General features: G+C 63.6%; 22 protein-coding genes. 12 read left to right on the top strand and 10 right to left on the bottom strand.

Annotation, left to right across the window (positions count from 1 at the left end; genetic code table 11):
- Nucleotides 1-47 precede the first annotated feature (47 nt).
- The 3 genes from ACUCV3_RS11735 to ACUCV3_RS11725 all read right to left on the bottom strand — a co-directional run bounded on the left by ACUCV3_RS11735 (nucleotide 48) and on the right by ACUCV3_RS11725 (nucleotide 3,480).
- Nucleotides 48-1,100: a ribonucleotide-diphosphate reductase subunit beta gene (locus ACUCV3_RS11735; protein WP_004209931.1), complete on the bottom strand. Its 1,053-nt coding sequence runs from the start codon at nucleotides 1,098-1,100 to the stop codon at nucleotides 48-50.
- Nucleotides 1,101-1,163: 63 nt separating this feature from the next.
- Nucleotides 1,164-1,532, bottom strand: coding sequence for an endonuclease domain-containing protein (locus tag ACUCV3_RS11730; RefSeq protein ID WP_279729611.1), 369 nt, complete (start codon nucleotides 1,530-1,532; stop codon nucleotides 1,164-1,166).
- Nucleotides 1,533-1,593: 61 nt separating this feature from the next.
- A complete protein-coding gene (locus tag ACUCV3_RS11725; protein ID WP_010336832.1) occupies nucleotides 1,594-3,480 on the bottom strand; it encodes a ribonucleoside-diphosphate reductase subunit alpha in 1,887 nt (628 codons plus the stop codon).
- A gap of 614 nt (nucleotides 3,481-4,094) precedes the next feature.
- Here ACUCV3_RS11725 and ACUCV3_RS11720 point away from each other — a divergent pair.
- The 3 genes from ACUCV3_RS11720 to ACUCV3_RS11710 all read left to right on the top strand — a co-directional run bounded on the left by ACUCV3_RS11720 (nucleotide 4,095) and on the right by ACUCV3_RS11710 (nucleotide 6,734).
- Nucleotides 4,095-4,751 (top strand): glutathione S-transferase family protein, encoded by a 657-nt coding sequence (locus ACUCV3_RS11720; protein WP_279729612.1) that lies wholly within the window; start codon nucleotides 4,095-4,097, stop codon nucleotides 4,749-4,751.
- Between the two features lie 101 nt (nucleotides 4,752-4,852).
- Entirely contained in the window at nucleotides 4,853-6,373 is a 1,521-nt protein-coding gene (locus tag ACUCV3_RS11715) for a fumarate hydratase (RefSeq protein WP_214863715.1), read from the top strand.
- Between the two features lie 109 nt (nucleotides 6,374-6,482).
- Nucleotides 6,483-6,734 (top strand): hypothetical protein, encoded by a 252-nt coding sequence (locus tag ACUCV3_RS11710; RefSeq protein WP_017499126.1) that lies wholly within the window; start codon nucleotides 6,483-6,485, stop codon nucleotides 6,732-6,734.
- 86 nt (nucleotides 6,735-6,820) lie between these two features.
- Here the strand turns inward: ACUCV3_RS11710 and ACUCV3_RS11705 are convergent, their stop codons facing one another.
- On the bottom strand, nucleotides 6,821-9,112 hold the full coding sequence (locus ACUCV3_RS11705; RefSeq protein ID WP_482240645.1) for a TonB-dependent receptor: 2,292 nt from the start codon (nucleotides 9,110-9,112) through the stop codon (nucleotides 6,821-6,823).
- A 230-nt stretch (nucleotides 9,113-9,342) separates the two neighbouring features.
- On the opposite strand from ACUCV3_RS11705, the gene ACUCV3_RS11700 reads away from it, so the two are divergent.
- From ACUCV3_RS11700 to ACUCV3_RS11685, 4 genes are all read left to right on the top strand, one after another.
- Complete coding sequence (locus ACUCV3_RS11700) at nucleotides 9,343-10,401, top strand: DUF3667 domain-containing protein (protein ID WP_279729614.1); 1,059 nt, start codon at nucleotides 9,343-9,345, stop codon at nucleotides 10,399-10,401.
- 30 nt (nucleotides 10,402-10,431) lie between these two features.
- Nucleotides 10,432-11,349, top strand: coding sequence for a DMT family transporter (locus tag ACUCV3_RS11695; protein ID WP_048936263.1), 918 nt, complete (start codon nucleotides 10,432-10,434; stop codon nucleotides 11,347-11,349).
- Between the two features lie 138 nt (nucleotides 11,350-11,487).
- Nucleotides 11,488-12,849, top strand: coding sequence for a methyl-accepting chemotaxis protein (locus ACUCV3_RS11690; RefSeq protein WP_048936262.1), 1,362 nt, complete (start codon nucleotides 11,488-11,490; stop codon nucleotides 12,847-12,849).
- A gap of 114 nt (nucleotides 12,850-12,963) precedes the next feature.
- Entirely contained in the window at nucleotides 12,964-14,052 is a 1,089-nt protein-coding gene (locus ACUCV3_RS11685) for a T6SS phospholipase effector Tle1-like catalytic domain-containing protein (protein ID WP_048936261.1), read from the top strand.
- Between the two features lie 56 nt (nucleotides 14,053-14,108).
- Here ACUCV3_RS11685 and ACUCV3_RS11680 read toward each other — a convergent pair whose 3' ends face one another.
- Together ACUCV3_RS11680 and ACUCV3_RS11675 are read right to left on the bottom strand one after the other, a co-directional pair.
- The gene (locus ACUCV3_RS11680; protein WP_048936442.1) at nucleotides 14,109-14,741 is read right to left on the bottom strand and encodes a MarC family protein; all 633 of its coding nucleotides are present in this window, start codon (nucleotides 14,739-14,741) and stop codon (nucleotides 14,109-14,111) included.
- A gap of 185 nt (nucleotides 14,742-14,926) precedes the next feature.
- Nucleotides 14,927-16,279, bottom strand: coding sequence for an arylsulfatase (locus ACUCV3_RS11675; RefSeq protein WP_279729616.1), 1,353 nt, complete (start codon nucleotides 16,277-16,279; stop codon nucleotides 14,927-14,929).
- Between the two features lie 198 nt (nucleotides 16,280-16,477).
- Between ACUCV3_RS11675 and ACUCV3_RS11670 the strand changes: the two genes are divergently transcribed.
- Entirely contained in the window at nucleotides 16,478-17,695 is a 1,218-nt protein-coding gene (locus ACUCV3_RS11670) for an MBL fold metallo-hydrolase (protein WP_279729622.1), read from the top strand.
- 101 nt (nucleotides 17,696-17,796) lie between these two features.
- On the top strand, nucleotides 17,797-18,477 hold the full coding sequence (locus tag ACUCV3_RS11665; protein WP_048936258.1) for an HPP family protein: 681 nt from the start codon (nucleotides 17,797-17,799) through the stop codon (nucleotides 18,475-18,477).
- A 25-nt stretch (nucleotides 18,478-18,502) separates the two neighbouring features.
- On the opposite strand, the gene ACUCV3_RS11660 is transcribed toward ACUCV3_RS11665, so the two are convergent.
- The 4 genes from ACUCV3_RS11660 to ACUCV3_RS11645 form a co-directional block, all read right to left on the bottom strand.
- Nucleotides 18,503-19,009 (bottom strand): DUF3617 domain-containing protein, encoded by a 507-nt coding sequence (locus tag ACUCV3_RS11660; RefSeq protein ID WP_004209910.1) that lies wholly within the window; start codon nucleotides 19,007-19,009, stop codon nucleotides 18,503-18,505.
- Between the two features lie 80 nt (nucleotides 19,010-19,089).
- On the bottom strand, nucleotides 19,090-19,380 hold the full coding sequence (locus ACUCV3_RS11655) for an HNH endonuclease (RefSeq protein ID WP_375284681.1): 291 nt from the start codon (nucleotides 19,378-19,380) through the stop codon (nucleotides 19,090-19,092).
- The gene (locus tag ACUCV3_RS11650) at nucleotides 19,380-20,330 is read right to left on the bottom strand and encodes a hypothetical protein (protein WP_482240644.1); all 951 of its coding nucleotides are present in this window, start codon (nucleotides 20,328-20,330) and stop codon (nucleotides 19,380-19,382) included. The genes ACUCV3_RS11655 and ACUCV3_RS11650 overlap by 1 nt, the downstream gene beginning before the upstream one ends.
- A complete protein-coding gene (locus ACUCV3_RS11645) occupies nucleotides 20,327-20,893 on the bottom strand; it encodes a DUF3617 domain-containing protein (RefSeq protein ID WP_482240643.1) in 567 nt (188 codons plus the stop codon). The genes ACUCV3_RS11650 and ACUCV3_RS11645 overlap by 4 nt, the downstream gene beginning before the upstream one ends.
- 189 nt (nucleotides 20,894-21,082) lie before the next feature.
- Between ACUCV3_RS11645 and ACUCV3_RS11640 the strand changes: the two genes are divergently transcribed.
- From ACUCV3_RS11640 to ACUCV3_RS11630, 3 genes are read left to right on the top strand one after another with little or no spacing between them, the layout of a single operon-like run.
- Nucleotides 21,083-21,532: a hypothetical protein gene (locus ACUCV3_RS11640; protein WP_279729619.1), complete on the top strand. Its 450-nt coding sequence runs from the start codon at nucleotides 21,083-21,085 to the stop codon at nucleotides 21,530-21,532.
- 50 nt (nucleotides 21,533-21,582) lie between these two features.
- Nucleotides 21,583-23,766, top strand: coding sequence for an excinuclease ABC subunit UvrB (gene uvrB, locus ACUCV3_RS11635; protein WP_048936254.1), 2,184 nt, complete (start codon nucleotides 21,583-21,585; stop codon nucleotides 23,764-23,766).
- Nucleotides 23,763-24,194 (top strand): hypothetical protein, encoded by a 432-nt coding sequence (locus tag ACUCV3_RS11630; RefSeq protein WP_279729620.1) that lies wholly within the window; start codon nucleotides 23,763-23,765, stop codon nucleotides 24,192-24,194. The genes uvrB and ACUCV3_RS11630 overlap by 4 nt, the downstream gene beginning before the upstream one ends.
- Nucleotides 24,195-24,294: the final 100 nt, after the last annotated feature.

Genomic DNA, 24,294 nt, shown 5'->3' with positions numbered 1-24,294 from the left:
GCGGGCTTGATCACAGCGCGACGCGCATGGCGCGTCGCGCTGTGATCTTATTCCGCCGCGATGCCGGCGGCCTTGAACATGTCCGGATCGCTTTCGTCGACATTGGCCGCTTCGGCGCCCTTGAGCTTCTTGCGGCGGTCGAACGCGTCCCAGACGTCGTTCCACTGGCCACGGGTCGCGCCCTTCGAATATTCGGTCGCGCGGGTTTCGAAGAAATTGGCATGCTCCACGCCGTTGAGCAGCGGGGTCAGCCAGGGCAGCGGATGCTCGTCGATCATGTAGATGGGCTTGAGGCCCAGCTGCCCCAGGCGCCAGTCGGCGATGTAGCGGACATATTTCTTGATGTCCTTGGGCGTCATGCCGGGAACCGGGCCCATTTCGAAGACCAGGTCGACGAACGCGTCCTCGATGCGGACGGTCTTCTGGCACATGTCCATGATGTCGTCCTTGACCGATGCGGTCAGGCAGTCGCGTTCCTTCACGAAGCTGTGGAACAGCTTGATGATGCCCTCGCAATGCAGGGTTTCGTCGCGGACCGACCAGGTGACGATCTGGCCCATGCCCTTCATCTTGTTGAAGCGCGGGAAGTTCATCAGCATCGCGAAGGAGGCGAAGAGCTGGAGGCCTTCGGTGAAGCCGCCGAACATCGCCAGCGTCTTGGCGATATCCTCGTCCGTGTCGACGCCGAACTGGGCGAGATAATCATGCTTGTCCTTCATCTCCTTATATTGGAGGAAGGCGGAATATTCGCTTTCGGGCATGCCGATCGTGTCGAGCAGGTGCGAGTAGGCGGCGATATGGACCGTTTCCATGTTGCTGAACGCGGTCAGCATCATCTTGATCTCGGTCGGCTTGAACACGCGGCCATACTTCTCGTGGTAGCAATCCTGCACTTCCACGTCGGCCTGGGTGAAGAAGCGGAAAATCTGGGTCAGCAGGTTGCGCTCATGATCGCTGAGCTTCTGCGCCCAGTCACGGCAATCCTCGCCCAGAGGCACTTCCTCGGGCAGCCAGTGGAGCTGCTGCTGGCGCTTCCAAAATTCATAGGCCCAGGGATATTCGAAGGGCTTGTAGACCTTGGAGGCTTGAAGAAGGGGCATATGGGTTACTCCGCGAAATCTTTTCTTCCCCTCTCCCATCGGGAGAGGGAGGGGCCCGCGCCGTCAGGCGTGGGAGGGTGAGGGCGAGAGGCGCGCCGCGATGACCGCTACGACGCCTTCGGTATTTTCCATGACCTCATGGTTCCAGAAACGCAGGATCTGATAGCCCTGGGTCTCGAAATAACGGGTTCGGACAGCATCTTGCTCAGCGCTCTCCGCATGACTTGCGCCATCGACCTCGACGACCAGCTTGCCAGAAAAACAGAGGAAATCCGCGACATAGGCACCATGGGGCACCTGGCGGCGGAATTTCACGGTCGGAAGCTGTTCACGCAAAGCACGCCAGAGACGTTTTTCAGCCTCCGTGGCGTTACGGCGGAGAATGCGGGCCTGATCCACGGCCCCTGAAGGCAGATCGCGGTAATTGCGCATCGCCCTCACCCTTCCGCCGCTGCGCGGCTCCCTCCCTCTCCCACAGGGAGAGGGAATCTGATCACTGGCAGGCGAGGCACTCGTCATAGTCGGTGGTCTCGCCGATCTCGAACTTGGGGGCGTCGATCGTGTTGTCCGCTTCCACGCCACCGGCGAAGCCGGCGCGCTGCACCGACTTGGAGCGCAGATAATAGAGCGACTTGATACCCAGTTCCCAGGCGCGGAAGTGAAGCATCAGCAGATCCCACTTCTCGACATCGGCCGGGATGAACAGGTTCAGCGACTGGGCCTGGTCGATATAGGGGGTGCGGTCGGCGGCCAGTTCGAGCAGCCAGCGCTGGTCGATCTCGAAGCTGGTCTTGTACACATCCTTTTCTTCCTGAGTCAGGAAGTCGAGATGCTGGACGCTGCCGCCACGTTCCAGGATCGAGTTCCATACGGCGCTCGAATCCTTGGCCTTTTCGACCAGCAGCTTTTCCAGATAGGGATTCTTCACCGCGAAGCTGCCCGAGAGCGTCTTGTGGGTGTAGATGTTCGCCGGGATCGGCTCGATACAGGCCGAGGTGCCGCCGCAGATGATCGAGATCGACGCAGTCGGCGCGATCGCCATCTTGCAGGAGAAGCGCTCCATCACGCCCTGGTCGGCGGCGTCGGGGCACGGCCCGCGTTCCTGCGCCAGCATCATCGACGCCTCGTTCACCTTGGCATTGATATGCTTGAAGATGCGCAGGTTCCACGACTTGGCCATGGCACCTTCGAACGGGATGCCGCGTGCCTGCAGGAAGCTGTGGAAGCCCATGACGCCCAGGCCCACCGAGCGTTCGCGGCTGGCGCTATATTTGGCGCGGGCCATTTCCGGCGGGGCGCGGTCGATATAGTCCTGCAGCACATTGTCGAGGAAGCGCATGATATCTTCCGCGAAGGTCGGGTGATCCTTCCACTGATCCCAGGTTTCCAGGTTCATCGAGGAGAGGCAGCAGACCGCCGTGCGATCCTGGCCGAGATGGTCGCGACCCGTCGGCAGAGTGATTTCCGAACAAAGGTTCGACGTCGAGACCTTGAGTCCCAGGTCGCGGTGATGCTTGGGCATCATCCGGTTCACCGTGTCGGAGAAGACGATATAGGGCTCGCCGGTGGCGAGGCGGACCTCGACCAGCTTCTGGAACAACGCGCGGGCATTGACGGTGCCGCGCACCGACTGGTCCTTGGGGCTGCGCAGGTTGAAATCACTGCCGTCGCGCACCGCTTCCATGAACTCGTCGGTCAGCAGCACACCATGGTGCAGGTTGAGCGCCTTGCGGTTGAAGTCGCCGCTCGTCTTGCGGATTTCGAGGAACTCCTCGATCTCCGGGTGGGAGACGTCGAGATAGCAGGCGGCCGAGCCGCGACGCAGCGAGCCCTGGCTGATCGCCAAGGTCAGCGAATCCATCACGCGGACGAAGGGGATGATGCCGCTGGTCTTGCCGTTGAGGCCGACCGGCTCACCGATGCCGCGCACGCTGCCCCAATAGGTGCCGATGCCGCCGCCGCGCGAGGCGAGCCAGACATTCTCGTTCCAGGTGTTGACGATGCCTTCCAGGCTGTCGTCGACCGAGTTCAGATAGCAGCTGATCGGCAGGCCGCGGCCGGTGCCGCCGTTCGACAGCACGGGCGTCGCCGGCATGAACCAGAGCTTGGAGATATAGTCATAGACGCGCTGCGCATGATCGGCATCGTCCGAATAGGCGGCGGCGACGCGGGCGAACAGATCCTGATAGCTCTCGCCGGGCAGCAGATAGCGATCGTTCAGCGTGTCCTTGCCGAATTCGGTCAGCAGCGCATCGCGCGACGAATCCGTCACGACATGAAAGCGACGCTCATGAATCTTGGACGACGCGGACTCGGTCGCCTTGCCCTTGGCAGCCTTGGGCTCGGCCTTGTCCACCAGATCCTCGATACGCTCGTCCATTACCGTCGCCACGTCGCCGTTTCCACCTTGTTCACTATCTCGAAAGTCCATGCGAGCCCCCGATTGTTCCTGTTCCGTTCGATTCGGTCCAGCGATGCCGGGGCGCACCCAGACATCATAGCATGAACCCGATCGGGCCGGGACAGAAATGGGGTCAACCGATCCGATCGCAAGGACAAAAGCCCCGTATCGCCGGAAGCAGGTCTGACAATGCAATCACAATCTATTGCGTGACCCCCTTGGTCCCGATACCACAGATAGTGCCACAGCCCCGCCGACACGCAAGAGGGTAAATGACAGTTCGGGGACTCGGTTCATCGACGCCTGGATTCGTTTCGTCGCTGACGCGCCACCCCATAGCGCAGCGACGCGCGGACTTCCAAGGGCCTTGGAAAAGACAAGGGGGGCCTATGAAATTAAAAAATAAATTTGCCTTGCCACGCAAATGCGCGCGTCGCGCGATTGGCGACAAAATCATGACATGGGGGCAGAGGCACGAACACGACCACAATCTGTTGAATCGCTGCCTTTATCGTCCCCCTGCATATCGCCGCGCGATACGCTATGATGATGGGAAGGCAGGCGAATCCATCCGCAGCGATCGGGAGGCAGGCATGATCCTCTATTACCATCCCCTCTCCTCCTATTGCTGGAAGGTGCTGATCGCCTTCTACGAAAATGGCACGCCCTTCACCCCGCGCATCCTGGAGGATGAAGCGGCCCTGGCCGAATGGCAGGCGCTCTGGCCGCTCGGCAAATTCCCCGTGCTGCACGACCCGGTGCGCGGCGCGACGATCGCGGAGGCGAGCATCATCGTCGAATATCTGGGCCGGCACGAACCCGGCACCTTCCGCCCGATCCCGGTCGATGGCGACGCGGCGATCGAGGTGCGGCTGATGGACCGGTTGTTCGACAATTATGTGATGGGGCCGATGCAGGCGCTGGTGGCCGACCGGCTGCGGCCCGCGGATGCGCGCGATCCCCATGGCGTGGCCGCCAATGTGGCGGCGCTGCGCAGCATCTATACGGTGCTGGAGAATCGGCTGGCGGGGCGGAGCTGGGCGGCGGGCGATCATCTGTCGCTGGCCGACTGCGCGGCGGCGCCCTCGCTTTATTATGCCGACAGGATCGTGCCGCTGCGCGCCGGCCATCCGATGCTGGGCGCCTATCTGAACCGGCTGGAGGCGCGACCGAGCTTTGCGCGGGTGCTGCGCGAGATGCAGCCCTGGTGGCAGAATTTTCCCTTTGCCGACGGGCCGCTTGCGTCCTGAACCGCAACCCTCTTCTGGACTCATCGTCTCAAAGGCCTATAGCCCCGCCTTGCAGGGACCTGCCGTGCAGAGGCGGGCCGCAAGAATAGGGACCAGGGTAGATGACCGTCATCAAGACCGCCGACCTCATCGAGAGCGTCGCCGACGCACTCCAGTTCATTTCCTACTATCACCCGATGGATTATATCCGGGCACTGGGTAAGGCCTATGAGGCCGAAGCCAATCCGGCGGCGAAGGACGCCATCGCCCAGATCCTGACCAACAGCCGCATGTGCGCCGAAGGCCACCGCCCGATCTGCCAGGACACCGGCATCGTCAATGTCTTCGTGAAGTGGGGCATGGAGTGCCGGCTGGACGATAATAGCCGGTCGATGCAGGAGGTGATCGACGAGGGCGTGCGCCGCGCTTACCTCAACCCGGAAAACCGCCTGCGCGCCTCGATCCTGAAGGATCCCGCCTTCAGCCGCCAGAACACCAAGGACAACACGCCCTGCGTGCTGAACGTGGAAATGGTGCCGGGCAACAAGGTGACGATCGACGTCGCGGCCAAGGGCGGCGGCTCGGAAAACAAGACCAAGTTCAAGATGATGAACCCCAGCGATTCGATCGTCGACTGGGTGCTGGAAATGGTGCCGCAGATGGGCGCGGGCTGGTGCCCGCCGGGCATGCTGGGCATCGGCATAGGCGGCACGGCGGAAAAGGCCGTGGCGCTGGCCAAGGAAAGCCTGATGGACCCGATCGACATGGGCGAGTTGAAGGCACGCGGCCCGCAGAACAAGATCGAGGAACTGCGCATCGAACTGTTCGACAAGGTCAATGCGCTGGGCATCGGCGCGCAGGGCCTGGGTGGCCTGGCCACCGTGCTCGACATCAAGATCCACGACTATCCCTGCCACGCGGCGGGCAAGCCGGTGGCGATGATCCCCAACTGCGCCGCGACCCGCCACGCGCATTTCACCCTCGACGGGTCCGGCCCGGCCTATCTGGAAGCGCCCAAGCTCAGTGAATGGCCGCAGGTCGACTGGAAGCCGAGCAAGGAAGCGATCCGCGTCGATCTCGACACGCTGACGCCGGAACAGGTGCAGGGCTGGAAGCATGGCGACCGCCTGCTCTTGAACGGCAAGATGCTGACTGGCCGCGACGCCGCGCACAAGCGGATCGCCGACATGCTGGAGAAGGGCGAGACCCTGCCGGTCGATTTCAAGGGCCGCGTGATTTACTATGTCGGCCCGGTTGATCCGGTGCGCGACGAAGTGGTCGGCCCGGCTGGCCCGACGACCGCGACCCGGATGGACAAGTTCATGGACATGATGCTGGAACAGGGTCTGGCCGCCTGCGTCGGCAAGGCCGAGCGCGGCCCGGCCGCCACCGACAGCATCGCCAAGCACAAGAGCGCCTATCTGATGGCGGTCGGCGGCGCAGCCTATCTGGTCGCGCGCGCGATCAAGGAAGCCAAGGTCGTGGGCTTCGAGGATCTGGGCATGGAAGCCATCTACGAGTTCACGGTGGAGGACATGCCCGTCACCGTCGCCGTCGATAGCGAAGGCCAGAATGTCCACCGCCTCGCCCCGCTGGTGTGGCAGGAAAAGATCAGACAAGAAAAGCTGCTCGAAGGGGCGTAAGACCGCCCGTCAGCAACTATCTAATTGATACGGATCAAGGCGGCGCGCGAGACGGGAACCCCGTTTCGCGCGCCGCATTATGTCCGGCACCCAAAGCCGGAGTTCATCCATGTCCTTCACGCAGCTCGAACCGCCCTTGCCCGTCATGATCGAAGGCAAGGGCAAAGGCTATGCCTTCGCCGTCATCGACTATGGGCAGGAGCATAATCTGATCTGGGTGACGGGCCTCAGCGACAGCGGAGAAATCTGGTGTGCGCCCAACCCGCTGGTGCGACTGCAGAGCAACTGGACAATGGGGCGCGAGCCGCATCATGAGCCCGACTGGAAGAATGTCACGCTGGCGCCGATCAAGCCGAGCTGACGAAAAAGGCGCGCCATTCCATCGGATGACGCGCCTTTTTCTTTGGCCCCTCCCCATGCTGCCCATGGGGAGGATTAACCTTAGTCTTACAGCTTGCCGCTGAGCGACACGCCGATGATGCGGGGTTCGTTGAACACCGGCGCCATGTAGTTTTCGATCACGCCCTTCATGTTCTTCTCGCCCGTGATGTTGCGGGCGAAGGCGGCGATCTCGTACTTGCCGTCCGGCGCGGTGTAGCCGATCTTCAGGCCGCCTTCGAAGTCACCCTTCGAGTAGAACTCCTTCGTCTTGTAGAGGACGAAGTTGGTGTAGCCCTGGATGTTCCAGTCGGTCGCCGCGAAGATCTTGCCACCATTGCCCAGCGGCACGTCATAACGAGCCGCGATGTTGGCAGTGTATTTCGGCGCGTTGGGCAGCGGGTTGCCGTCGATCTGGGCAAAGACGCCGCGCGCGTTGGTGACGGTCGGGTCTTCCACGGTGCAGACGACCACGCTGTTCAGCGTGCAGACCTGGGCATAGACATTCTTGTCGTTGATCTCGCTGTGCAACAGGCTGAGGCCGGCCGACAAAGTGAGATTGTCGAACGGACGCGCTTCCAGATCGGCTTCCAGACCATAGGCCTTGGCGGCGTCGGCGTTGAACAACACGCCATTGCCGTTCACGTCATTGCCGTTGAGCTGGATGTCCTTCACCTTCCAGGCGAAGCCCGCCAGGTTGAAGCGCAGGCGGTTGCCCAGCAGGTTGGTCTTGATGCCGCCTTCGTACGACATGATCGTTTCCGAATCCGCCGTGGTGAAGTCGCTGTTGAACACCGCCGAGCGGCCCTGGATGGTCGGGCCACGGAAGCCGCGCGCGACGCGGGCGTAGAGGCTGACCTCGGGGCTGACTTCATACAGGGCGCTGACGTCCCAGCTCGGTTCCTTGCCGGTCAGCTTCACATAGCGACGGCCGGCATAGGTCGAGACGCCAGCCGCATTGGCGGTCGCCTTGACCAGACGGGTTTCCTTCGTGTCCTTGGTGTAGCGGCCGCCGGCGGTGATGGTCAGGCCCGGTACCACTTCGTAGCTCGCTTGGCCGAACAGGCCCCAGCTTTCATTCTTGTTGCGCAGACGCACCCAGTTGTTGGGATTGTTGGCGGTGCCGGTCAGGAAATAGGCGCGCTGGTAGAAGTCGGTGGTGTCGCGGCTGTCGAAATACATGCCGCCGACCTGCCACTTGAAGGCACTGTCGCCGTTGCTGGCGAGGCGGACTTCCTGGGTCAGCTGGTCGAGATCGCGGACATTGCCCTGGCTCTGGCCGAAGCCGTTGGCCACGCCGTTCACCGGATAGTCGGCGCCCGCGCCGCCATCGGTGTCGCCACGGCTGTAACCCGAGGTGGTTTCATAGGCGGTGATCGAGGTCAGGGTAACGGGGCCCATGTCGATCGCGATATTTTCCGACGCGCCATAGGTCTTGTAGGCCTGCGGGTTGTTCATCGCTTCGTCGAGGGCGATCTTCGAGCGGGGTTCGCCCGACACGCTGTTGCTGCCCTTGGTGAGGCCGGCGCGGTGGAAGATGGTCGAGGTGCCATCATAGTCGCGCGCATGGACGCTGGTCAGCATCGAAACATTTTCGGTCGGCGTCATCAGCAGCTGAAGGCGCACGTCCTTCTCATTATAGCCGCCCATCGCGTCCTTCTTGGGGGACACGGTGCCGTCGGCGCTGGGGCCGGTGTATGTATTGTCGACCCAGTCGTCGCGATGCTGGTAGAGGGCCGAGACGCGGAAGGCGAGCTTGTCCGCGACGATCGGGCCGCCGATGCCGCCGTCGAAGGTTACGGTGTTATAGCTGCCATAGCTGGCCTGGGCGCGACCTTCCCAATCCATCGACGGACGGATGGTGTCGAACTTGATGATGCCCGCCGTGGTGTTGCGACCGAACAGCGAACCCTGCGGGCCGCGCAGCACTTCCACCTGGTTGACGTCGAACACCGGGTTCGACTTCAGCACGACATGTTCCAGCACGACATCGTCCTGGATGATCGACACCGGCTGCGAGGCGCCGAGATAGAAGTCGATATTGCCAAGGCCGCGGATGTAGAAGCGCGGGAAGATGCGGCCGGTGGTGGTTTCGGCATAGAGGCCGGGCACGCGGGCGGCGAGTTCGAGAATGTCGCCGCCGCCGGCGGTCAGGTTGCGCAGCGCATCGCCCTGCACGACGCCGACCGAGACGGGCACCTTCTGCAGATTTTCCGAGCGGCGCTCGGCGGTCACGACGATCTCGTCGAGCTGGCCGGCGTCAGCGCCCGCTTCCTGCGCATGGGCGGCGCCACCAAGGGCGAGCGCACCGAAGGCCGAGGTCAGCAGCAGCGCCGACCGTGCGAAAGTGAATTTCGACAAGGTTATTCCCCGATAATATTGCTTTTGCGTCCGGGAAAGCGGCGCCCCTGCGCCTGCCGTCCGGGATGCCATCGCCGCTAGACGCGATTTGTGGCGGGACGGTGACGTTCGCCCTGCCCAACATAGGAACATGTCGGAATGTTGCCGAGCGTTGTAACAATGCAACACAATGCGATCCACGCGCCAAGGTGACTGGCAAGCGTCATACACGCTTGTTATCGTCCCCGCCCATGACAGGGGAAATCGAAGCAGCGGGTGACGCGATCACCGGGGGCATGCTGGCACGGGCGGTCGAGCCGGGCCATGGGGAAACCCATGAAGCGGGCCATGGCGCCTGCCTGAATTGCGGCACGGCGGTGACGGGCAATTATTGCCCCGAATGCGGCCAGGCCGCGCATCTGCACCGCAGCTTTGCCGCGATCGGCCATGACCTGGCCCATGGCGTGCTGCATTTCGAAGGCAAGATCTTCACCACCCTGCCCGAGCTGGCGCTGCGCCCCGGACAGCTGACGCGCCGCTATATCCATGGCGAGCGGGCCAAGTTCGTATCGCCCTTTGCCCTGTTCCTGTTCAGCGCCTTCCTGATGTACGCGATCTTCTCGCTGACCAGCCATCATGGGCCGGAAGGCGCGCGCAACCAGGTGAAGATGAACAGCGAGGCAATCGCCGAGCTGAAGAAGGAAGAGGAAAAGGCCGATGCCCGCATCGCCAAGGTGCAGGCGCAACTGGCCGAGCCGGGGATCAGCGCGAGCCGGCGCGAGACATTGCAGGAAAAACTGAAGGACGCGCAGGACGAGCGGAAGGGCCTGTCGCTGGCGAGCGGCCTGACCGACTCGCTGACCGGCGAAGGCGTCAACAAGAACGTCGCCGATACGGTCGGCAAGGCGATCAGCGCGGCGGCCAAGGATCCCGAATTCGCCTATTACAAGCTCAAGGCCAATGCCTATAAATTCTCCTGGCTGCTGATCGTCATATCGCTGCCTTTCCTGTGGCTGCTGTTCCCGTTCAGCCGCCGGTTCAAGATTTATGACCATGCGATCTATGTGACCTATTCGATCGCCTTCATGTCGCTGCTCTTCTCGCTGTCGATGATCCTGACGGCGGTCGGCATCACCCATGGGCTGGTGACGCTGGTGCTGCTGCTGTTCGCGGCCTGGCACATGTATCGCCAGTTCAAGGATGCCTATCAGCTTTCGCGCAGCGGCACCTTGCTGCGGCTGCCGCTGCTGTACGGCTTTGCCTGTGCGTCGCTGTCGCTGTTCTTCGCCTTCCTGATGATGATGGGGTGACGGGTCGCGTCCCTATTGTATAGGGCGCGCATGATTACGTCCCCGATCTGGTTGCCCGCCACCCTGATGGCCGGGGCCACGCAGGCCTGGCGCACCGCGGTGCAGCGGCGCGTGGGCAAGACGCTGTCGATCAATGCGGCGGGCCTGGTCCGCTATCTTTACGGCATTCCCTTCGCGCTGATCCTGCTTGGCGGCTATCAGCTGCTCTTCCCCGCGCCCTTCCCCGTGCTGGGCCGGCTGTTCCTGCCCTTCTGCCTGGCCGGCGGGCTGGCCCAGATCATCGCCACCAATTTGCTGATCATGGCCTTTGGCCATCGCAATTTCGTCGTCGGCACCGCTTATTCCAAGACCGAGGCGGTGCAGGGGGCGATCCTGTCCTTCCTGCTGATGGGCGAGCGGCTGAGCGCGCTGACCTGCGCCGGCATCGGCTGCGGCGTCGCCGGCGTCATGCTGCTGTCGACCGGGGGCAAGCGGATGGGGCCGATGGATTTCCTGCGTGCGCTGGGCCAGCCGGCGGCGATCACCGGCATTGCATCGGGATTCTTCTTCGCACTGACCGCGATCGGCATCCGCCGCGCGACGCAGCAGGTGGGCGGGGGCGATCCGATCCATGCCGCGCTGATCGTGCTGAGCGTCACGGTGCTGCTGCAGACGCTGCTCCAGGGCGGCTATCTGGCGCTGCGCGAGCCGGGCGAGATGCGCAAGGTGTTCACCAGCTGGCGCGTGTCGGGCCAGGTCGGCTTCCTGTCGGCGATGGGATCGGCCTGCTGGTTCACCGGCTTTGCCACCGCGCCGGTCGCGCTGGTGCGGATCGTCGGCCAGATCGAGGTCGCCTTCACCATGGCGTTCGGCCATTTCTACCTGGGCGAACGGATGGCGCGCAGCGAGGCGATGGGGCTGATGCTGGTCGCCTGCGGTGTGGTTCTCGCGCTGCTGGGGGCGCTGTAGGGGGTGTGGGCCGGTGCGGAGGCATCATTCTGACGAAGCTGACATCCGTGTCAGTATGATAACCGATATTTTACCATCCATGGCTAGCCAGTTGCCGTGGGCACAGAAACGCAATCGGGAACCGTCGCACGAGCGGTAATGAAGGTCGCCAAATTATCCGGCGACCTGGGTATCCGTACGCTCGACCTTCAGGCAGACATCAGCGAACTCGCGGACCGGGTGACGCAGCAGGCGCGCACGATCGAGGCGATCAGCGGCGCCGCGTCGCAATTGTCGCGCGACGGCGAAAGCGTGTCGCTGGTCGGCCAGGACGCGCGCGAGAAGGCGGTCGCCGCCCGCGCGATCATCGATGATTCGGGACGGCAGCTGTCGACCGCGAACGGCAATTTCGTCGACCTGATCGAACAGGTGAGCCGCATCCATGCGCGCCTTGACGGCTTTGGCGAGGCGCTCAAGACCGTCGCCCATGTCACCAGCGTGATCAGCGGCATCGCCAGCCAGACCAATCTGCTCGCGCTCAACGCGACGATCGAGGCGGCACGGGCCGGCGACGCGGGGCGCGGCTTTGCCGTGGTCGCGGCCGAAGTGAAGAAGCTGGCGCAGGAAACGGCGAGCGCGACCCAGACGATCGAGCGGTCGATCGGCGCGCTGACCAGCGAGGCCGGCGGCATGCTGGACAGCATCACCCATGGCGCGCAGACCGCGCGCACGGCGCTGTCCGACACCAAGAATATCGAGGCGCTGGTCGACCGGCTGGGATCGCTGATGCAGGGCCTGTCGAGCAACAGCGAGGCGGTGGCCGAGCGGATCGCCTCCATGGTCGGTTCCGCCAGCGAGATCCGCACCGGCCTGTCTGCGCTGTCGAGCACGTCGGGCGACAATGCCGACGGCCTGCAACGGCTGTCTGGCCGGGTGTCGATCGCCAGCGACGATACCAACATGCTGCTGCAATATCTGGCGGAGAGCGGCGTCGACATTCCCGATTCGCCCTATATCCGGTTCAGCCTGACCGCCGCGCAGGCGGTGGGCCATGCAATCGAGCAGGCGCTGGATGACGGCCGCATCGGCGAGGCCGATGTCTTCAGCGAATATTATGCGCCGATCCGCGGCACCAATCCGCCGCAATTCACCCATCCGATCCAGCCGATCATGCAGGCCGAGGCGCGCGCGCAGCAGGAAGTGGCGCGCGGCTACAAGGGCTTGTTCGGCATGACCTTCACCGATCGCAACAGCTTCGGCGCGATCGCCATGCCGGAACGCGCGCTGCCCCAGCGGCCGGGCGACGAGAAATGGAATGCGGAATTTTCGCGCCAGGGCGTGGTGTTCGATTTCCCCGACACGCGCGAGCAGTGCAAGATCACCGAACCCTTCTGCATCAAGGCCTATCGCCGCCTGACCGCCGAGGGCGAGGTCATCCTGCTGAAGCAGGTAATCGCCTCCATCCATGTGCGCGGGCGTCATTGGGGCATCTTGCAAATGGCCTATAAGGATCAGGGCTGATCCGCGCCGCCCCGCGCGTCCGTTTCCTCCTATAAAAGAGGCTGCCCCGCAGCGACCATGGCCGCCCGCCCGATAGAGCAGGGCGGCCATTTTCCTGCCGATGGGGAGGCACGGATGAAGCGCATCGTGGTCTGTTGCGACGGCACCTGGAACGAGCCCGACCATAATGAGCAGGGCAAGCCCTGCCCGACCAATGTGGTGAAGCTGGCAAGCCTGATCCCCGCGATGGCGGAGGACGGCACGGCGCAGCGCGTCTTCTATCATAATGGCATCGGGTCGATGGCGTCGCGGACCAAGCGGCTGATCGACGGGGCCACCGGCTATGGCATCAGCCGCATCCTGCTGTCCTGCTATGCCTGGCTGGTGCGCACCTATCAGCCGGGCGACCAGCTTTATTTCTTCGGCTTCAGCCGGGGCGCCTATACCGCCCGGTCGCTGGCCGGTTTCGTGCGCAATTCCGGCATATTACGGCCCGAGCATGAAAGCCTGATCCCCGATGCCTTCGCGCTCTATCGTTCGCGCGACGGAACCCGCGCGCCACGATCGGAGGCGTCGCGCCTGTTCCGGCAAAGCTATGCCTGGTCCGACGGCACGCCGATCCGGTGCGTCGGCGTGTGGGACACGGTCGGGTCGCTGGGCGTGCCCAACACCTTGTTCCAGGGGATATTGAAGCATCTGTTCCGGGTGAACCGGGAATTTCACGACACCGACCTGTCATCGAGCGTCGCCTTCGCCTTTCATGCGGTGGCGATCGACGAGCATCGCAAGCCGTTCCTGCCGACATTGTGGACGATCCCCGAGGGGCAGGGCGCAGGCCAGCATGTCGAGCAATGCTGGTTCCCCGGCTGCCATGCCGATGTCGGCGGCGGCAATCCCGATTCCGCCCTGTCGGATATCGCACTGGAATGGATGGTGGCGCGCGCGCGGCTCGCGGGACTGGCGGTGGATGATCCGTTCGGGCTGGTGCCGCCCGGTTTCCCGCCGCACCATCCCGATCCGCTGGGCCCGGTCAGCGAATCCCAGACCTTCTTCTATCGCCTGTTCGGATCGGGCGAGCGTGCGATCGACGTGCCGCATGACGCCGGGCGGACCAATGAAGCCCTGTCCGATGCGGCGATCGAACGCTGGCACAAGCTGCCCGAATGGCGGCCGGCGGCGCTGGTCGACCTGGCGAAGCGCAAGCCCGACATGCTGCAGCCATAACACGCAAAAAGGGGCGGATCAGGGCCGGCCGGCGCCTGATCCGCCACCCCGTCGCATCAAGGGACGACGGGAAGCGATCCGGGCACGACGCCATATTGCTGCAGGCCCGACATGATCGCGTGGATCGCCAGCGCCGCCTGCAGCACCGCGATCATCCAGCCGAACGCCATCAGCGTTCCGGCGTGGATGAAGCCCAGCAACTGGCGGGCAAAGATCATCGCCAGAAAATCGGCCACCATCATGCCCAGGAAAATCCCGAACACGCCGGTCAGGAAGGTCCGGGTATCGCCAGCCACGGCCGCGAACAGCAGCAGCGCCACGATACCATAGGGCGTGATGATGATCGGGAAGGTCACCGGCGACATGGCCAGCCCCTTGGCCGAGGTCGGCGGCGCATCGGGCGCAGGGGCGTGCTGCGCATTCTTGACCGCCTCCAGCGCGCCGATCAGCAGCAGCACGCCGCCGGTCAGCAACAGATCGGGCGATGCGATCTGCCAATTCTGGCGCAGATTGTCGCCGATGAACAGGATGAGGAAGCCGACGGCCGTGGCGATCAGGGTCGACCGGAGCGCCAGCGCGCGCCGCTCCCCATCGGGCAACTGGCTGGTCAACTGGGCAAAGGCGGCGATCACCTTGATCGGTCCTAATGTGACGAAGAAGATGACCAGGACGAAACTCAGATCATTCATGGCACGCACCCCTATCTGCCGAACCATCGGATGCCGCAGTTTGGGCCCCTGCGGCATCCGCTTCATGCCTGTCGCGATCAGCGCGCTTGCGAGGCCGATGCGTCCGCCACCATCGCATCCAGATCGAAATCTAGGCTCTTGATGCGCGGCGGATATTCCTGAAGCGACTTCATGAATTTTGCGATCTACGCGGTGGCCGGCGCCAGCGTCCAGGATCGGTTTTCCTGCCACTCGTCGAAGCCGCGCGCTTCATGGAAACGCTCGAACGGATCGAGCTTCAAATTGGTGATGAGCGGCGTGTTCAGATTTTCCTGAATGCCGTTGAACCATTTGTCCTGCGTCTTGAACAGGAACTTCCAGTCGCCATAGCGCAGGCCGTGCAGCGTGGTTTCCGTGAAATAGTAGAAATCCTTGCGCTTCGACTTGCCCTTGCCGCTGAGCAATTCGGTCTGGTCATAGCCGTCGAGATGGACCTTGTAGGTCACGCTGCCGATGGTCTTGCCCTTGAGCAGTTCATCCTTGAGCTCCGGCTCGCCCAGCGCGGACAGGATGGTGGGCATCCAGTCCTCCATCGCCATGAACTCGCCAGTGGCGACATTTTCCTGCACATGGCCGGGCCAGCTGACGACGCAGGGCACGCGGAAGCCGCCTTCATAGCCGCCGACGCCCTTTTCGCCGCGGAAGGGCTGGTTGCCGCCATCGGGCCACGAATTGGAGGCCGCGCCATTGTCGGTCGAGAACATGACGAACGTGTCGTCGGCCACGCCCAGTTCTTCGAGCAGGTCGAGCAGTTCGCCGACATGATCGTCCATCTGCTTCACGCCGTCGGCATAGAGACCATAGCCGGTGACGCCGTCATATTCGGGCGGCAGGTGGGTCTGGTAATGCATGCGCGTCGTGTTGTGCCAGACGAAGAAGGGCTTGTCGGCCTTCACCGCGTCGGTGATGAAGCGCTTGGATTCGACCATGAATTCATTGTCGAGCGTCTTCTGCCGCTCGGAACCGAAAGGCCCCTTGTCCTCGATCGACTGGCCCCCCTTGCCGTCGGCCTTGCTGTGGATCACGCCGCGCCAGGCGAAGGCCTTCGCCACTTCGGGATCCTTGGGATAATCATATTCTTCCGAATATTGGCCGGCATTGAGGTGATAGAGGATGCCGAAAAATTCGTCGAAGCCATGCGCGGTCGGCAGATGCTCGTCCCGGTCGCCCAGATGGTTCTTGCCGAACTGGCCGGTGGCATAGCCATGGGGCTTGAGCAGTTCTGCGATCGTGGGATCTTCCTTCTGCATGCCCTGCGGCGCGCCGGCGAGGCCGACGGTGCTGAGGCCGACGCGGATCGGATATTGGCCGGTGATGAAGGCGGCGCGGCCGGCGGTGCAGGAGGCCTGGGCATAATGATCCATGAAGATCATGCCCTTCTTCGCGATGCGATCGATATTGGGGGTCGAGCCGCCCATCATGCCGCGATGATAGCAGCTGAGATTCCACATCCCGACGTCATCGCCCCAAATGATGAGAATATTCGGCTTTTTGCTCATGCGATGCTCCTGCGAGTCAGACCGGGGAAGACGAACGGCGCAAGGCTAGGTCGGCGATGGGCCGGTTGGTATCGGGGTTATCCTTGAGCCCGAGGCCGGGAATGGCGCACTCGCCAACATGGGTCAGGGTCAATAGGGAGGCCTTGCCCTGCCCCGCCGGTCCGCTATGGCGGCGCGATGACGGGCATGGGAGCAGGCATGGCGCGCGCGGTTGCAATGATGAAGGCTGTCGGTGTCGCGCTGCTGTTCCTGCTGATCGCCGCCTGTCTGGCGACGGTGATTGTGCCGCCCTTCCTCGACCGCATCTATTATGAGGGACCGGCGAGCCGCCATTATGACGGCGCCCGCTTGTTCAACCCCGATGGCGCGATCGACATGCCCGCCCCGCCCGGCACCAGTCGCCAGGGCTTCATCGCCCGCTGGCTGCTGGGCAATGACGATCGCCCCGACTGGCCCGATGCGGTGGCGGTGAAACCGGCGCGCCCCGCCCCCTTTGCCGCGCCGCGCGGCATGGTCGCCACCTGGGTCGGCCATGCGACCGTGCTGGTGCAGGCGGCGGGCATCAACATATTGACCGATCCGATCTGGTCCGACCATGCCAGCCCCTTTCCGCCGCTGGGCCCCAAACGGGTCGCGGAGCCGGGCATTAGGATGAAGGATCTGCCCAGGATCGACCTGATCGTCATCAGCCATAATCATTATGACCATCTGGATATCCCGACGCTGAAGGCATTGTGGCAGCGCGACCGGCCCAGGATCGTCACGGCGCTGGGCAATGACACGATATTGAAGGCGAACGGCATCGCGTCGGTAGCGCTCGACTGGGGTCAGTCGGTGACCGGCGCGCAGTTGAACGGACTGGTGCCCGAAGCGGTGATCCAGTGCGAGAATTACGAGCATTGCCCGGACTATCGGGTCCATGCGACGCGCAACCATCATTGGAGCAGCCGCTGGTTCACCGACCGCAACCGGGCGCTCTGGTCGAGCTTCCTGATCGAGACGCGGGCGGGCAATATCTATTTTGCCGGTGACACCGGCGCGGGCGACATGGGCTGGACCGGCGATGCGACGCGGTTCGGGCCGATCCGTCTGGCGCTGATCCCGATCGGCGCTTTCCGCTTCTGGCCGGGGCAGATGGAATCGGACGCGCATATCGGCCCGCGCCGCGCGGTCGAACTGTTCGAGCGGCTGGGCGCTTCGACCGCGATCCCGATCCACTGGGGCACCTTCCGCCTCTCCTACGAGAAGCGCGACACGCCGCCGCGGATGCTGGAGCAATATCTGCGCTGCGAAGGGATAGAGCGAAAGCGCTTCGCCCCGGTGCGGATCGGCCAGGCGCTGCTGGTGCCCAATGTCAGCCCGGTGCCGCGCGGCGCCAGGCATTGCGACCAGCGGGCGATCGACGCGCTGGAATAAGCGGCCCTCGGGCGACTCCGGGCGATATTGGGGCCAAGAAAAACTGGGGTGGCCTTTTCGCCCGTGGCGGCGCATGGGGCTGCACCAAAGGAATATCCGCAATGAATCTTTTCAAGCCGCTGCTGGCCGGTGCCCGCCCGATCGACCGGATGATCGCGGGCCTGGGCGCGGCGATCGGCATCAGCCTGACCATATTGGTGTGCAGCCAGTTGCCGCTGCATGCCGGCGACCTGCCGATCATCGTCGCGCCGCTGGGCGCGTCGGCGGTGCTGATCTTCGCCGTGCCGGCGAGCCCGCTGGCCCAGCCCTGGTCGGTGGTGGGCGGCAATATCCTGTCCAGCCTGATCGGCGTCGCCGCCTATCAGCTGATCCCCGACATGATGGTCGCGGCCGGCGTGGCGGTGGGCCTGGCGATAATATTGATGAGCCTGCTGCGCTGCCTGCATCCGCCCGGCGGCGCCGCCGCGCTGACCGCGGTGATCGGCAGCCAGGGCATTCATGATGCCGGCTATGCCTTCGCCTTTGCGCCGGTCGGGATCAATTCGATCGCTCTGGTGTCCCTCGGCCTCTTCTTCCACCGCCTGTCGGGCCACAGCTATCCGCACCAGCCGGTCGCGCCGCCAGTGATCGCCGAAAAGATACGCGCGGAGGCGGGCTTTCATCTGGAGGATATCGACCAGGCGCTGGCCGAACTGCCCGACAATTTCGACATCAGCCGCGCCGATTTGGACCTGCTGCTGTCGCGGGCGGAAATCCACGCCCAGGCCCGCCGGGCGGACTGAGGCCCACCCGGATCGGCGCCGCCGGTCAGGCCGGGCAGTCGCCGTCGCGCTTGCCGGACAGGTCGTGGGTGGTGCGCAGCACCGGCTTGCCGCCCTGCGTCTTGGTCATGGTGGTGCCGAAGGTCAGCGTATCCTCGGTAAAATTGCCCTCGACCACGATTTCGGAGGTGCCGGCGCCGGCCTTGCAGGCAAGGGTCGCGATCAACCGGCCCTTGCGCACCATCTTGTCCTTGTAGCTGCAGTCGCTGCCTTCCGCCCCGGCTAGCGCATCGGCGTCGGGCACGCCGGCGGCATCGACCTTGATGCAGATCTTGTCCTCGCTCACCTGCTTGAGCGCGGCCTGATATTCCTCCGCCGTGACGGTGGGGGTGTTGTAGCCGGTGGTCTTGCGGCTGAGCGTCCATTGCCCGCTCTTCATCATCGCCGGCGCGGCCTCCTCCTCCTGCGCGGGCGGAGCGGCCGGTTCGCTGCCGCAGGCGGCAAGGGTCAGGCTGGTGGCCAGCAAGCCGCCCAGCGTCAGAATGTCACGCATATCCTCTCCCCGTTCGTTCCACGGCGGCACGCTCTACCGATGCGCGCGCGGGCGCAAGTAGAAATGTTGCGCCCGTCCCTTCATCGCCGTCGGCGTCCGGCCGACAGGGTGGGCGCATGGAAATCGGCCGGCTTGTCGGCGATCCAGGCGAGGAAACGGGCGATGGCGGGATGGCTCCGCAAGGCCATGGCGTCGGCATAGGCACGCGCCAACTCCGCGTTGGACAGGGTGGCATGGATGGTGCGGTGGCAGATCGGATGCACCGGCACCATCTGTCGCCCGCCCCGGCTCTTGGGCACGGGATGATGCCATTCGATCCGCGCGCCGAGCGGCCGGGCGCAGAGCCAGCAGGGTGTCCAGTCAGCCAGGATTAGGGCTCGACCGGCCCGGTTGCGCCTTCCTCGACATCCTCGCCCTCAGCCTCACCGATCGCCCGGACCAGATAGCCCCGATGCACTCGCCCCCACCGGTTGAGCGGCAGATCATAAAGCTGGTCGAGAAACTGGTTGTCCCAGAGGGTCAGGTCGCCAGCCTGCGCCCCGTCGCCAATGATATTGAGGATCGACGACACCGGCGGTGCCGCCCGTCCCTTCACCTCGGCAAGGCCGACAAAGGCTGCATAGGCGGCGGCGGCCGTCAGCGAAATGCCTTCGGCGCGATTGACGTCGATCAGGATCGTCGCGGTATCGATCGAGCGAATTCCTATCGGCCGGATCAGGCTGGAGGAAAAGCCGTTGACGGTAGGAACACCGTCAGGGAGGGCGGAACCACCCCCCTCACTATTGCCGAGACTGGCAGAGGGCGCCACGGAATCCGCCTTGCCTCCGGTGCGGCTGCCCGTAGCGATCGTATACCACCAGCGGATCGGGGCATCGCCATTTTCGACGTCACGCCGTTCAGCCCCATGCAATTGGGACATGGTGTTGGATTTGCGCGCTGCGACCTGCCTGGCCATTTCCCGTCCGTCATCGACAAAGACGATCAGAAAATTGGTTTCGCATTCCCCCTTGGCCAGGGGCGCGCCGATGCTGGTCGCAATCTTGCGGACCTTGGCTTCGACAAGGCCGGCGATATCCGACGCGACCCCCCGGACCTGGGGGCAGACCGGCTCCATCCAGCGGGCGATGCCCCGATCACCCTGAACCACGCCCAGGGTGCGAACGAAGCCGGATGCCCTCTCTCGCACCTCCTGACGGGTCAGGCGCTGACCGTCGACCACGATCGTGTCGCCGCCGCCGTCATCGACCGGATGTTGTGCCTGAAGTGGGAGCGGCAGCAGCGCCAGCAATGCCGACAAGAGTTGCATTGTTCGCATCGTCATTGACCCTCCGAACAGTTCGGGCCGATCCAGCGGCCCTCCGACCTTGCCTTCATCACCATCTCGACGCCATTGGGCAAGCCCGTCTGCCGCATGTCCATCTGCACCGCATAGCTGTCGGGCGCATAGATGCCGGCCATCGTCATGCTCCTGGTGCCGCTATCGCGGCGGCAGGTGACATTGCCCTTCACCGTGCCGCCGCGCACGGCGAAGTCGCTGTAGCGGCAATCCTTGCCCGGATCGCCGGAAAAGGCGCGGCCGTCGGGATGGGCGGCCTGCTCGGGCGTGACGCAATAACGCAGGGTGCGGTTCATCGCCTGCTGCATCTGCTGACGCGCCGCCGCGGGCATCGCCTCCCCGCCGCTCATGTCGATCCGCTCCATCACGAAGCGCCCTTCCCACTGGCCGGGCTTGAGCTGCACCTTCTCGATCTGCGTGACGGCCGCGCCATGGCTCATCGCGTCGGTCGCGGCGATCTGTGTGTCCTGGCTGGTGGCCGGCTTGTTGCATCCGGCCAGCGCCGCGAGCGCGCAGGCCAGCAGGCCGTTGGTCAAGGCTTTGGTCATCACCGGCTTCCCCTGGCATGTCTTGGCAGAAGCGACCCTTTATCTGGCCCAGACTTAGCAAGCGGCGGCGGGTCTGGATATCGGGATTATTGCGATCCGGGGTGGCGGGGCGTTGATGAACGTCCATGCGTTCTTTTTTTGTTCTCAAATTGATGCTAGATGTTACGTTCATGACTGCGGGACGTACCGATGACCGAAGAAAAGGCCGGCGTCATGAGCGATAAACTCGATACCCTGGGACCGCTCATGAACGAGATCGGTCAAGAATTGGCCAGCTTGGTCGGAGGCGATCCAGATGGCGTGTTTCTGTATGTGGAAATCGGAGACGGGTGGGTAAGCCCCAGCGTTTTCAAGGATGAAGGCGACGTCGTTCGCTATTATAATCCGCGCGACACAAATCTCAGCGATATGCTTTGGGAAGCCTGGTATCTGGAACCCGACGGCCCCAACATGCGCTGGTCGGTGTTGGAATATATGATCACTGGGAAGAAATTTCATGTCAGCTTCCGATATCCTGAAGAGGTGGATGTCGAAGTTATCGATAGCGAGCGCCGCGAAGCCGCGTTGCGGGTGCGGTTCGGCGACAAGCCGGTCGTCTATCCGCCGCCGCCCAAGAGCGCGTTCGAATTACAGCCCTGACTTGCCAGGGCGCGGATTGCGCCCTGGCCCAAAGGCCCCATATTACGCCCATGTCGATCCAGATCCGCACCAGCCTTGACGAACCCGAAACCGGCCAGGACTTCGTGCCGCACCGGCCCGCGCGCCCGGAGAAGAGCGAGGGGGGACGCCCCTTCACCCTGGTCAGCGACTATGAACCGTCGGGCGACCAGCCGACAGCGATCGCCGAACTGGTGGCGGCGGCCAAGCAGGGCGAGAAGGATCAGGTGCTGCTGGGCGTCACCGGTTCGGGCAAGACCTTCACCATGGCCAAGACGATCGAGGCGTTGCAGCGTCCGGCACTGATCCTGGCGCCCAACAAGATATTGGCGGCGCAGCTCTATGGCGAGTTCAAGAGCTTCTTCCCCGACAATGCGGTCGAATATTTCGTCAGCTATTACGACTATTATCAGCCCGAAGCCTATGTCGCGCGGTCGGACACCTATATCGAGAAGGAAAGCTCGGTAAACGAAAGCATCGACCGGATGCGCCATTCGGCCACCCGTGCGCTGCTGGAGCGAGACGATGTCATCATCGTTGCGTCCGTCTCCTGCCTGTACGGTATCGGGTCGGTCGAAACCTATTCGGCGATGACCTTCTCCATGAAGAAGGGCGGGATCGAGGACCAGCGCGAGATCATCCGCAAGCTGGTGGCGCTGCAGTATAAGCGCAACGATGCCGGTTTCGCGCGCGGCAATTTCCGCGTGAAGGGCGACAATCTGGAAATCTTCCCGTCCCATTATGAGGATACGGCCTGGCGCATCAGCTTCTTCGGTGACGAGATCGAGGAGATTGTCGAGTTCGATCCGCTGTCCGGCAGGAAGGTCGCCAGCCTCGATTATGTGAAGGTCTTTCCCAACAGCCACCATGTGACCCCCGGCCCGACGCTGAAGCAGGCGATGGAGGCGATCCGCTTCGAGTTGACCGAGCGGCTGAAGGAACTGGAGGCCGAGGGCAAGCTGCTGGAGGCGCAGCGGCTGGAACAGCGCACCAATTTCGACCTGGAGATGATCGCGGCGACCGGCAGCTGTGCGGGGATCGAGAATTACAGCCGCTTCCTGACCGGTCGTTTGCCGGGCGAGCCGCCGCCGACTTTGTTCGAATATCTGCCCGAAAATGCGGTGCTGTTCGTGGACGAAAGCCATCAGACCGTGCCGCAGATCGGCGCGATGGCGCGGGGCGACCATCGGCGCAAGATCACGCTGGCCGAATATGGGTTCCGCCTGCCGAGCTGCATCGACAACCGGCCGCTGCGCTTTAACGAATGGGACGCGATGCGGCCGCAGACGGTCAGCGTCTCGGCGACACCCGGCCCGTGGGAGATGGAGCAGACCGGCGGCGTGTTCAGCGAGCAGGTGATCCGCCCCACCGGCCTCATCGACCCGCCGGTCGAGATCAAGCCGGTCGAGGACCAGGTCGACGACCTGATCAACGAATGCCGCAAGGTCGCGGCGCAGGGATACCGCACGCTCGTCACCACGCTCACCAAGCGGATGGCCGAGGATCTGACCGAATTCATGCATGAGGCGGGGATCAAGGTCCGCTACATGCATAGCGACGTCGAGACGCTGGAGCGTATCGAGCTGATCCGCGATCTTCGCCTGGGCGTCTATGACGTGCTGATCGGCATCAACCTGCTGCGCGAAGGGCTCGACATTCCCGAATGCGGGCTGGTGGCGATCCTCGACGCGGACAAGGAAGGCTTTTTGCGCAGCGAGACATCGCTGATCCAGACGATCGGCCGCGCCGCCCGCAATGTCGACGGCCGCGTCATCCTCTATGCCGACCGGGTGACGGGCAGCATGGAGCGCGCGCTCAACGAGACGTCACGCCGCCGCGAAAAGCAGCAGGCCTATAATGATGCGCATGGCATCACGCCCTTCACCGTGAAGAAGAATATCGGCGACATCATCGCCCATGTCGCGAGCAAGGATCAGGTCACGGTCGAGACCGGGCTGGAGGATCGCCCGCATCTCGTCGGCCACAATCTGCGCGCCTATATCGAGGATCTGGAGAAGAAGATGCGCGCGGCGGCGGCGGACCTGGAGTTCGAGGAAGCCGGCCGCATCCGTGACGAGATCCGCAAGCTGGAGGCAGAGGAACTGGGCCTGCCGGCGGACCAGCAGGTGGCGGCGCCACGCGGCCGCGCGACCGAGGGCAAGCCGGGCACACGGAAAGGACGGTTCGGGAAGACGACACGGAAGTTCGGACGGTGATACGCCGCCGCCTGCTCCTGATCGGTGCAGCGCTGGGCATCGGCCTCGTCATCATGCTGGCCGAAAATGTGGCGGCCGATATCGTCGTCGGACGGACGCCCTTCACGAACGGACGCCTGGGCTTCATCGATGCGCCCGATGGCGTCCTATTTCATTTCGTCATCGCGGCGCTGCCCATGCTGGCACTCGCGCTGATCGGCAGTTCCCGGCGATGGCTCTGGGCGGTGGCGATCAGCATGACGGCGCTGTTCGCGACCTTTGCCGTCTGGCAATTGCGGCAGGACTATCTTGCCGACTTTGCCGGCGGCGCGAATATCGGCCTCGGCATCATCATGATGGCATCGCCCTGGATCGCGCTGATCGTGATGGGCGTCATGGCATTGCTGGCGCGGATCACCGGCATCCGATCAGGACCGGGCGTCGCCTAGAGCGTTTTCCAATCAGGTGGAATCACCTGATGACTCGGGAAACGCGTCGAAACAGGAGGATAGAGCAGTCGAGCCGACGCAGTCGGATCGGAATCTGCTC

This window comes from Sphingobium sp. VMM, assembly GCF_056790315.1.
Note: the sequence above shows the minus strand (reverse complement) of the source record. Positions and strands in the feature narration are given on the sequence as shown.

Excerpts from the sequence above, each read along its gene's own strand:
- ACUCV3_RS11735 (WP_004209931.1), bottom strand. The coding sequence starts at position 1,100 with ATGCCCCTTCTTCAAGCCTCCAAGGTCTACAAGCCCTTCGAATATCCC.
- ACUCV3_RS11730 (WP_279729611.1), bottom strand. The coding sequence starts at position 1,532 with ATGCGCAATTACCGCGATCTGCCTTCAGGGGCCGTGGATCAGGCCCGC.
- ACUCV3_RS11725 (WP_010336832.1), bottom strand. The coding sequence starts at position 3,480 with ATGGACGAGCGTATCGAGGATCTGGTGGACAAGGCCGAGCCCAAGGCT.
- ACUCV3_RS11720 (WP_279729612.1), top strand. The coding sequence starts at position 4,095 with ATGATCCTCTATTACCATCCCCTCTCCTCCTATTGCTGGAAGGTGCTG.
- ACUCV3_RS11715 (WP_214863715.1), top strand. The coding sequence starts at position 4,853 with ATGACCGTCATCAAGACCGCCGACCTCATCGAGAGCGTCGCCGACGCA.
- ACUCV3_RS11710 (WP_017499126.1), top strand. The coding sequence starts at position 6,483 with ATGTCCTTCACGCAGCTCGAACCGCCCTTGCCCGTCATGATCGAAGGC.
- ACUCV3_RS11700 (WP_279729614.1), top strand. The coding sequence starts at position 9,343 with ATGACAGGGGAAATCGAAGCAGCGGGTGACGCGATCACCGGGGGCATG.
- ACUCV3_RS11695 (WP_048936263.1), top strand. The coding sequence starts at position 10,432 with ATGATTACGTCCCCGATCTGGTTGCCCGCCACCCTGATGGCCGGGGCC.
- ACUCV3_RS11690 (WP_048936262.1), top strand. The coding sequence starts at position 11,488 with ATGAAGGTCGCCAAATTATCCGGCGACCTGGGTATCCGTACGCTCGAC.
- ACUCV3_RS11685 (WP_048936261.1), top strand. The coding sequence starts at position 12,964 with ATGAAGCGCATCGTGGTCTGTTGCGACGGCACCTGGAACGAGCCCGAC.
- ACUCV3_RS11680 (WP_048936442.1), bottom strand. The coding sequence starts at position 14,741 with ATGAATGATCTGAGTTTCGTCCTGGTCATCTTCTTCGTCACATTAGGA.
- ACUCV3_RS11675 (WP_279729616.1), bottom strand. The coding sequence starts at position 16,279 with ATGAGCAAAAAGCCGAATATTCTCATCATTTGGGGCGATGACGTCGGG.
- ACUCV3_RS11670 (WP_279729622.1), top strand. The coding sequence starts at position 16,478 with ATGGCGCGCGCGGTTGCAATGATGAAGGCTGTCGGTGTCGCGCTGCTG.
- ACUCV3_RS11665 (WP_048936258.1), top strand. The coding sequence starts at position 17,797 with ATGAATCTTTTCAAGCCGCTGCTGGCCGGTGCCCGCCCGATCGACCGG.
- ACUCV3_RS11660 (WP_004209910.1), bottom strand. The coding sequence starts at position 19,009 with ATGCGTGACATTCTGACGCTGGGCGGCTTGCTGGCCACCAGCCTGACC.
- ACUCV3_RS11650 (WP_482240644.1), bottom strand. The coding sequence starts at position 20,330 with ATGACGATGCGAACAATGCAACTCTTGTCGGCATTGCTGGCGCTGCTG.
- ACUCV3_RS11645 (WP_482240643.1), bottom strand. The coding sequence starts at position 20,893 with ATGACCAAAGCCTTGACCAACGGCCTGCTGGCCTGCGCGCTCGCGGCG.
- ACUCV3_RS11640 (WP_279729619.1), top strand. The coding sequence starts at position 21,083 with ATGACCGAAGAAAAGGCCGGCGTCATGAGCGATAAACTCGATACCCTG.
- uvrB (WP_048936254.1), top strand. The coding sequence starts at position 21,583 with ATGTCGATCCAGATCCGCACCAGCCTTGACGAACCCGAAACCGGCCAG.